This window comes from Nocardioides sp. (assembly GCF_036503465.1).
Lineage (GTDB): Bacteria > Actinomycetota > Actinomycetes > Propionibacteriales > Nocardioidaceae > Nocardioides.
In genome coordinates this window covers 191,849-200,303 of sequence record NZ_DASXWU010000054.1, presented here as the reverse complement: position 1 = coordinate 200,303, position 8,455 = coordinate 191,849, and the positions used below count along the sequence as shown (strand labels likewise).

Genomic DNA, 8,455 nt, shown 5'->3' with positions numbered 1-8,455 from the left:
CGCCTGAGCGGCACCTCTGGCTTCCGCTCAGGCGGACGACCCGAGGAAGCCGGGAGCGACGAGGGCCCACGGGCGGGCCATCTCGATCTGTGCGGCCAGCGAGAAGAGGATCTCCTCGCCGTCGGTCGGGGCCACCAGTTGAACGCCGACCGGCAGCCGGTCCGTGCCGGTGCCCGCCGGGACGGAGCAGGCAGGGTTGCCGGCGACGTTCCAGATCGCGGTGTAGGTGATCGCGGGGAACGACCGGAGGCCGGCTCGGACGGTGCCCGTCCGGTCCAGGATGCCGACACGCGGTGGCCGGTGGGCGGTGGTCGGCGTGAGCAGGACGTCGACGGCCGTGAACAAGCGGTTGGCCTTCGCCGACACCCGCTCGGTCGCCCTCAGGGCGAGGTCGACGACCTTCGGGGTCACCCAGGAGCCGAGCCGGCAGGTTTCGCGGGTACGACGTTCCAGCCGGTCGTGGTGCTCCACCTCCGCGGCCTCGCTCCGGATCCCGGCGAGGAACTGAGGAACGAACGCGAGCGTCGTGTCCGGGTACTGCGGGTCGACCTCGTGCACGTCGTGGCCGAGGTCGGCCAGCAGGCGTGCGGTGTCCCGGACGGCGGCGACGTGGTCGGCATGCGGGCGCAGGCCCTTGGTCGGCGGGGTCACGCTCCACCCGATGCGGAGCCGACCTGGTTCCTTCTGGGCGGCCTCGGTGAAGGAGCCGACCTCGCCGGCCCGCCACCGGTCGACGGGCAGGTGGCCCCCGATCACGTCGTAGACGATCGCGGAGTCGAGGACGGTGCTGGTGAGCGGTCCGGCCGTCCCGAGGGCCCACCAGAGGTGCTCGTGCGGCGCGCTGGTCACCCGGCCGCGCTGCGGCTTCAGACCGAACACGCCACAGCACGCCGCGGGGATGCGGATCGAGCCGCCGCCGTCGCCGCCCATCGCGACCGGCACCATGCCGGCCGCCACCGCGGCCGCCGAGCCGCCGCTGGACCCGCCCGGCGAGAACGCCGTACGCCACGGGTTGCGGGTGTAGCCGTGCGCGACCGACTCGGTGTACGGGAACGCGCCGAACTCCGGCATCTGCGTCTTGCCGACGACGATCGCCCCGGCGGCGCGGAGCCGGCGTACGACCTCGCCGTCCTCGGCCGCCGGCGTGCTGTTGCCCCGACCGCCGTACGTCGTCACGCAGCCGGCGACGTCGAGCTCCTCCTTGATCGCGACCGGGACGCCGGACAACGGGCCGCCCCCCTCGTCCCGGTCCCGCTGCCGCGCCTCCTCACGCGCCCCGTCGGCGAGCACGACGGAGAACGCATTGAGCCGGTCGTTCCCCGCTTCGATGGCGGTCAGGGCCCGGGCGACCTCGGCCTCGTGCGTCGTGGAGCCGTTCGCGACCCGGTCGACGATCTCGGCTGCGCTCGGCGGCACGTCGGTCACAGTGGAACCCTAGAGGGCAGTCCGGCTCCGGGCGGTGAGCCGGGGCCGAAGGTGAAATCTCGCGCCGGGATCGAACCGACGGTGCCGGTCACCCGTGTCACCCGGCATGACAATGCGCTACCTCGCGGCCGTGGCCGTCCTCTCCTCCGTGGCGATCCACCTGACCCTGTGGTTCCAAGGCATGCGATCCGTCCACGTGATCGGCCATGCGTTCCTGGCGAACGTCGCGGGCGGCCTCGTCATCGCGGTGCTGCTGGTGCGCTGGCGCCACGCCGGCGCCGGCGTGCTCGCCGCCTGCTTCGGCGCGTCCACGCTCGGGGCGTTCACGCTGGCCAGCACGATCGGCCTGTTCGGCGACCACGAAAAGTGGGCGGGGTTCTCGGTGTTCGCAGCGGCCACCGTCGAGATCGTCGCGATCGTCGCCGGCCTCGCGATCATGCTCGAGGACCCCGAGCCGGCACCCGTCCTCGCGCGTGTTCAGTCGGTCGGTGCGAACCGGTCGGACAGGGCGTAGCGCAGCAGCACCACGTCGCCGAGCTGCCGGGTCTCGGCCAGCGTCGCCCGGCGCCCGGGGTGCCACGGGTAGCGGCCCTCCCCGACGAAGCGCCGTGCGCCGGAGTCGCCGACGAAGAACGGCGCCACCACCAGCTGCAGCTCGTCGACCAGGTCGGCGGCCAGGAACTGGGTGTGCACGGTGCCTCCGCCCTCCACCATCAGCCGGCGTACGCCGCGAACGTGCAGGTCGCGGACGAGGTCCTCCATCCGCACCGGGTCGCCCCCGTCGACGACCTCGCTCACGCCGCCCAGCCGCGCGCTGAGCGGCTCCACGACACGCGTGTTGGCGTAGACGAGCTTGCGGGTGCCGTCGTCGGCGAAGAACCGCTGGGACGGGTCCAGTCGGCCGCGGCGGGTGACCGTCACCTTGAGCGGGTGCTCTGGCAGACCGCGGTCACATCGGGTCCGGCGGCGCTCGGCGTCGCGGACCCGCAGACGGGGATTGTCGTTGCGGACGGTCGTGGCACCGACCAGGATCGCGTCGACCCCGGCCCGCACCTCGTCGACCCGGTCAAAGTCGAGGTCGTTCGAGAGCAGCAGCCGGCTCTCGGTCGTGCCGTCGATGTACCCGTCGATGGACATGCTGCAGCTGAGCAGTGTGTAGGGCCGGTCAGCCACGGCGCGCCTCCTCGAGCTCGCGCGTGGGGGACAGTGTGGCCTTGCGGCGGCGGCGTAGGACGGTGTCGGCGAGCAGGACCAGCAGGCCGGGCACGGTCGCGACCGCGGCCAGGACGCCGAACACGATGCTCACGGTCAGCCCGGTCGACGACCCGAGACCGGCCAGGGCGAAGATGCCGGCGGTGATGCCCTCGCGCGGACCCCAGCCGGCGACGTTCAGCGGGACCGCCGAGCCGACGAGCACAGCCAGGGCGATCGTCGCCAGCAGCCCGGGTGACGCGTCGACCCCGACCGCGGACACCGCGACCAGGAAGACCGCCGCATGGGCCGCCGTGGACGCGCACGAGGCGGCGACCACACGGCCGCCTACCGCCGGCCGGAGGAGGAGCCTTACGTCGTCCCCCACCACGCCGATCGAGCCCGCCCGGCGGGCGAGCCACGCGGTGAGGAGCGCCACCGCCCCCAGCCCGGCCCCCACGACCGGCGCCCAGACCCGCAACGGGGTCGGGACCACGACCAGGGCGACCACCAGCAGTGCCGCCTGCACCAGCTGCCCGGTGACCCGGTCCCAGACCGTGGCCCGGAGCCCGGCTCCGAGGTCTCCGGCGTCGCGACCGTGCCGGACGCCGCGGTGGGCGTCGCCGAGCACGCCGCCGGGCAGGGTGGCGTTGAGGAACTGCGAGCGGTAGTACGCCGCGACCGAGCCGGCGGGCGTGAGCGGTACGCCGAGTGCGTGCGCGATCACCCGCCACCGCCAGGCGTTCGCGACGGTGGCCAGCCCGGTGAGCAGGAGCGCGCCGGCGACCGACCCCCAGGTCGTGACCCGCCAGGCGTCGTCGAACGGTCCGGTGCCGAAGCGCCAGACCAGCACCCCGAGCACGAGCAGCCCGCCGAGCAGGCGCAGCAGTGCCAGGACGCGGCGGCTCATCGGCGTCCGCCGATCGGCAGGTCCCCGGCGACGCGGTCCAGCACCGCGGTGACGTCGGCCACCGTCTCGTCCCAGCCGCGCAGGCGCGGGCGGCGTCGCTCGACCGTCTGCACGAGGCGTTCGCGCAGGCCGGGGTCGTCGAGCCAGGCGCGTAGTGCGGTGGCGAGCGCCTCCGGATCCTCGGGCGGCACCAGGAGCCCGGGCATCGGGACGAAGGGGACCCGTCCCATCGCCTCGGGGACACCGCCCACCTCGCTGGCCACCACGGGCACGCCGTGGGCGAGTGCCTCCCCCACGACCATGCCGTAGCTCTCCGACCGGGACGGCAGCACCAGCAGGTCGGCATGGTGGTACGCCGCGGCCAGGGCACCCCCGGTGAGGGGCCCGGTGAAGACCACGCGTCGCTCCCAGGACCGGGCGTAGACCTGGGTCTGCAGCGTGGCGACGTGATCGGGGTCGACGTCGAGCGAGCCGACGCAGGTCAGCCTCCAGGCACGGTCCCCGAGCCTCGCGAGCGCCTCGAACAGCACGTCGTGCCCCTTGCCCGGGTGGACCGCGGCCACGCACAGCAACGAGGTACCGCCGCCGGGGTTCGCGCGGGGCGCGAACGGGGCGACCCGGTCGACACCCGGCAACGCGAGGTCCACCCGACGCAGCCCGTACCAGCCGCGCACGCGCTGCCGCGTCCAGGCGCTGGTGGCCAGGATCGCCCGCGCGGAGGTGAGCACCAGCTCCTCATCGGGATCCGGGCCGATCGGCATGTGGAGCAGGACCACCAGGCGCAGCCGCGCGGCGTACTCACACAGGACGGAGGCCGCCCGGGACGCGATCAGCCCGTCGACGAGGACCACCGAGCCATCGGGGATGCCGCACAGCAGCTCCTGCAGGGCGTGCAGGTCGGCGGGCTCGGGCGTCGGCCAGGCACCGCCGACGCGCAGCTCGGTGACGGGACGGCCGCCCGCAGCCAGGCCGTCGAGGACCCGGCGGTCGTAGACGTTCCCGCCACTGGGCCGGGCCGGGTCGTCGACGCTCTCGGGGAGCACCGCGTAGAGGTCGCGAGCGGGACTCATGGCTCCCGCTCGTAGCTGGCCCAGGCGTTCGGCGTCTCGCGCAGCGTGACCCGGATGCGGGTCAGGTCGTGGACGCCCAGAGCACCGTCGTGGACTCGCGCCGCGAGCCGGTCGGCGATCTCGCGGCACAGCACCTCGGTGGTGGTGTTGAGCCCGGCCAGGGACTCCAAAATGTCGAGGTTGCGATAGGTCAGGTCGGACAGCACCTCGTGCAGCGCCTCGGCCGCCTGGCCGATGTCGAGCACGATGCCGTCGGAGTCCAGGTCCTCCCGGGCGAACGCCGCCTCGACGACGTACGTCGCCCCGTGCAGCGCCTGGGCCGGGCCGAACACCTCTCCCCGCAGGCTGTGCGCAACCATCATGTGGTCGCTGACCGTGACCTCGAACATCAGCGTGTCCCGGGCGAGTCGGCGGCGTCGAGGGCGGGGTAGGTGATCGTGTGGCAGAGCGCGGGGATGGAGCCCGACGCGAGCTTTCCCATCACCTCGGGCAGCTCCTCGAACTCCGACTCGCCGGTCAGGAGCGCATCGAAGGCCGGGTCCGCGAGGAGGCGGAGGGCGAGCGCCGTCCGGTCGCCCCGCGTACGACGACCGCGGCGCGCCCGTGCGACCTCGCCGACCTGGCTGGCCCGGATGCCGAGCCGGTCGGAGTGGAAGCGCCCGCCGAGCTCCAGCCGGACCGGGGTGTCGCCGTACCAGCTGAGGTCGGTGACCACCCCGTCCGCGGCGAGCAGGTCCAGGGACAGCTGGAGGCCGGCGGCGGTGCCGCTCGCGTGCACGACGACGTCCAGGTCGTCCGGTGCGTCGCCGGGCCGGGCGAACCGGGCACCGAACGCCTCGGCGACCTCGGCCCGGCTCGGGTCGGTGTCGACGACGGTCACAGTGACGCCCGGGATGCGGGCGAGCAGCCGCGTCACACAGAGGCCGACCATCCCGGCGCCGACGACCGCGGCCCGGTCGCCGACGAGCGGACGGGCGTCCCAGAGCGCGTTGACTGCGGTCTCGACCGTGCCGGCGAGCACCGCGCGGCGAGGAGGCAGGTCGGCCGGGACCACGCTGACCGCCTCGACCGGCACGACGTACGCCGTCTGGTGGGGGTAGAGGCAGAAGACCGTGCGGCCGCGCAGGTCGTCCGGACCGGTCTCGACGACGCCGACGTTGAGGTAGCCGTACTTGACCGGAGCGGGGAAGGTGCCGTCCTGGAAGGGTGCCCGCATCGCGGCGTACTGGCTCTCGGGAACGCCACCACGGAACACCAGGGTCTCGGTGCCGCGGCTGACGCCGGACACGAGCGTCCGGACGAGCACCTCCCCCGCACCCGGCTCCGGGAGATCCAGGGAGCGGATCTCACCGGAGCCGGGCTCACGCAGCCACAGAGCGTGGGCCGTTCGTGACACGTCGGCTCCCTCCACGTCCGGCGTTGGTTTCCTGAACCGACGCCGACCCGCCCTCGTATGACTGGTAACCGGAGATACGGAGGCAGGGTGCGAACGGTTCATGTCGGTCCTCTGACCGTACTGCCGGGGACCGCCGCCCTGCTGCTCGCACTGGCGGTGGCGCCCGGCCTCGGCGCCGGCGCGCTCGTCGCGGGGGCGGTGGTGGCGCTCGCCACCTGGCTGCTCGTCGAGCGCGGCGTACGCCGTGCGGGGCTGGCGCGTCTCGGCGCGGCCAACGGCGTCACCCTCGCCCGGGCCACGCTCACCGCCGCCATCGCCGCTTTGGTCGCCCAGTCCTGGAGCGACCCCGTCCCGCGCGGACTGGTCGTCGTCCTGGCTGCGGTCGCCCTCGCCACCGACCTCGTCGACGGTCGGCTCGCCCGCCGCCGGGGCGAGGTCAGCCGGTTCGGCGCGGCCCTCGACATGGAGACCGACGCGTTCCTGATCCTCGTGCTCAGCGTGTACGCCGTGCCCCTGGTCGGGCCGTGGGTGCTGCTGATCGGGCTGGCCCGCTACCTGCTGCTGCTGGCCGGCGCCGCGTGGCCGTGGCTGACCGGACCGACGCCGCCGCGCCGGTGGGCGAAGGTCGTCGCCGCGATCCAGGGGGTCGTGCTGACGATCGTGGCAGCGGACGTGCTCGCACCGCCGTCGGCGATGGCCGTCGCGCTCATCTCCCTGGCCCTGCTGGCCGAGTCCTTCGGCCACCAGGTCCTCGTGCTGTGGCGGGCGCGGAGCGCCCGGGCCTTCGTCCGGTCGCCAGTGGTGCGTCCGCTCATGGACACCGTGGCGGTCGTCGTGGTCTGGCTGGCGCTGACCGTGCCCCGTCGACCCGACCAGCTCTCCCTGACCGCGGTGCTCGGCATCCCTCTCGAGCTCCTGGTGTTCGTCGCGCTCGCCGTCGTCCTGCCCCGGTGGTGGGGGCGGACCATGGCCGTCCTCGGCGGGCTGCTGCTCACCGTCACCGTGCTGATCACCGGGCTCGATCTCGGCTTCTACGAGACCTTCGACCGGCCCTTCAACCCGATCAGCGACCCCGGGTACGTCGGCTCCGGTCTGGACCTGGTGCACCGGTCGGCCGGCCGGGTGGGGCAGGTCCTGGCCGTCGGCGGCGTCGTACTCCTGGTCGGTCTGGCGCTCTCCCTGTCGGTGTGGGCGACGACGCGGGTGCAGCGCTCCGCGCACCGGGCCCCCCGGCTGTGGTCGCGGGCGGTCGTCGCGCTGGCCCTGGTCTGGGCCGTGGCAGGTATCGGCGACGCTCGGGTCTCCGGCGTGCCGGTCGCCTCGGCTCCGGCCGCGTCCCTGGTGCAGTGGCAGGTCCACGAGGTCCGGGCCGACCTGCGCGACCGCGCGGTCTTCGAGCACGAGCTCGCCCACGACTCGTACGCGCTCGCCCCGGGTCGCGACCTGCTCACCGGCCTGCGCGGCAAGGACGTGCTGGTGGTGTTCGTCGAGAGCTACGGGCGCGTCGCGGTCGAGAACTCGTGGTTCGCGCCGATGGTCCAGCAGACCCTGGCCGGCTCAACGACCAGCCTGCGGTCGATGGGCTTCCGGACGCGCAGCGCCTGGCTGCGGTCCCCGACGTTCGGCGGGATCAGCTGGCTGGCCCACTCCACGCTCCAGACCGGACTCTGGATCGACTCCCAGCAGCGCTACGACCAGGTGCTCTCGGGCAGCCGACTGACCCTGACCCGCGCGTTCGGCCGTGCGGGCTGGCGCACGGTCAGCGACATCCCGTCCGACGACGGCGCCTGGGAGCAGGGCCGGCGGTTCTACGGGTTCGACCAGATGTACAACGCAGGCAACGTCGGCTACCGCGGACCGCGCTTCAGCTACGCCCAGGTTCCTGACCAATTCACGCTGAGAGCCTTCGCGGAGCGCGAGCTCGCCCACGCCCACCGCGACCCGGTGATGGCCGAGATCGACCTGGTCTCCAGCCACACTCCGTGGACGCCCCTCCCGCGGCTCGTGCCGTGGAACCAGCTCGGCGACGGGTCGGTGTACGACGGGATGCAGCCGAGCCACACGTCGTTCTTCCAGCTGCTCGGCGGCCCCGACCAGCAGCGGGACTATGCGCGGTCGATCCGCTACTCGCTGCGCTCGCTGGTCTCCTTCGTCCGCCACGCACACGACAAGAACCTGGTCATGGTCGTCCTCGGCGACCACCAGCCGAACAGCAACGTCAGCGGCATCGGCGTGTCCCACGACGTGCCGGTCTCGCTGGTCGCGCACGACCCGAAGGTGCTCGACCGGATCTCGGGCTGGGACTGGTCGCCCGGGCTGCGCCCGCGCTCCGACGGTCCGGTGCTGCGCATGGACCGCTTCCGCGACCGGTTCCTCAGGGCCTTCGGCCCCGCGCCTTCTGACCCGCTGATCGAACCGACCGGCCTGCTGCCTCGTGTCTCCAGGTGAGGGCACCCCGGGCCC

Annotated in this window: 8 protein-coding genes; 2 read left to right on the top strand and 6 right to left on the bottom strand. The window is 73.6% G+C overall.

Annotation, left to right across the window (positions count from 1 at the left end):
- Positions 1-27: 27 nt before the first annotated feature.
- A complete protein-coding gene (locus tag VGK78_RS10740; protein ID WP_331527617.1) occupies positions 28-1,425 on the bottom strand; it encodes an amidase in 1,398 nt (465 codons plus the stop codon).
- A gap of 106 nt (positions 1,426-1,531) precedes the next feature.
- Here VGK78_RS10740 and VGK78_RS10735 point away from each other — a divergent pair, with 106 nt between their 5' ends.
- Positions 1,532-1,939 carry a hypothetical protein gene (locus VGK78_RS10735; RefSeq protein ID WP_331527616.1) on the top strand — a complete coding sequence of 136 codons (408 nt, stop codon included), beginning with the start codon at positions 1,532-1,534 and terminating at the stop codon, positions 1,937-1,939.
- Here the strand turns inward: VGK78_RS10735 and VGK78_RS10730 are convergent.
- From VGK78_RS10730 to VGK78_RS10710, 5 genes are read right to left on the bottom strand one after another with little or no spacing between them, the layout of a single operon-like run.
- Positions 1,903-2,598 carry a RibD family protein gene (locus tag VGK78_RS10730; RefSeq protein ID WP_331527615.1) on the bottom strand — a complete coding sequence of 232 codons (696 nt, stop codon included), beginning with the start codon at positions 2,596-2,598 and terminating at the stop codon, positions 1,903-1,905. The genes VGK78_RS10735 and VGK78_RS10730 overlap by 37 nt on opposite strands.
- Positions 2,591-3,526, bottom strand: a complete 936-nt coding sequence (locus tag VGK78_RS10725; protein ID WP_331527614.1) for a lysylphosphatidylglycerol synthase transmembrane domain-containing protein — start codon at positions 3,524-3,526, stop codon at positions 2,591-2,593. The genes VGK78_RS10730 and VGK78_RS10725 overlap by 8 nt, the downstream gene beginning before the upstream one ends.
- Entirely contained in the window at positions 3,523-4,596 is a 1,074-nt protein-coding gene (locus VGK78_RS10720; protein WP_331527613.1) for a glycosyltransferase family 4 protein, read from the bottom strand. Before VGK78_RS10720 ends, VGK78_RS10725 begins: the two co-directional genes overlap by 4 nt.
- Positions 4,593-4,985 carry a 6-pyruvoyl trahydropterin synthase family protein gene (locus VGK78_RS10715; RefSeq protein WP_331527612.1) on the bottom strand — a complete coding sequence of 131 codons (393 nt, stop codon included), beginning with the start codon at positions 4,983-4,985 and terminating at the stop codon, positions 4,593-4,595. The genes VGK78_RS10720 and VGK78_RS10715 overlap by 4 nt, the downstream gene beginning before the upstream one ends.
- Positions 4,985-5,992 (bottom strand): zinc-dependent alcohol dehydrogenase, encoded by a 1,008-nt coding sequence (locus VGK78_RS10710; RefSeq protein WP_331527611.1) that lies wholly within the window; start codon positions 5,990-5,992, stop codon positions 4,985-4,987. The genes VGK78_RS10715 and VGK78_RS10710 overlap by 1 nt, the downstream gene beginning before the upstream one ends.
- Positions 5,993-6,079: 87 nt before the next feature.
- On the opposite strand from VGK78_RS10710, the gene VGK78_RS10705 reads away from it, so the two are divergent.
- Positions 6,080-8,440, top strand: coding sequence for a CDP-alcohol phosphatidyltransferase family protein (locus VGK78_RS10705; protein ID WP_331527609.1), 2,361 nt, complete (start codon positions 6,080-6,082; stop codon positions 8,438-8,440).
- Positions 8,441-8,455 lie beyond the last annotated feature (15 nt).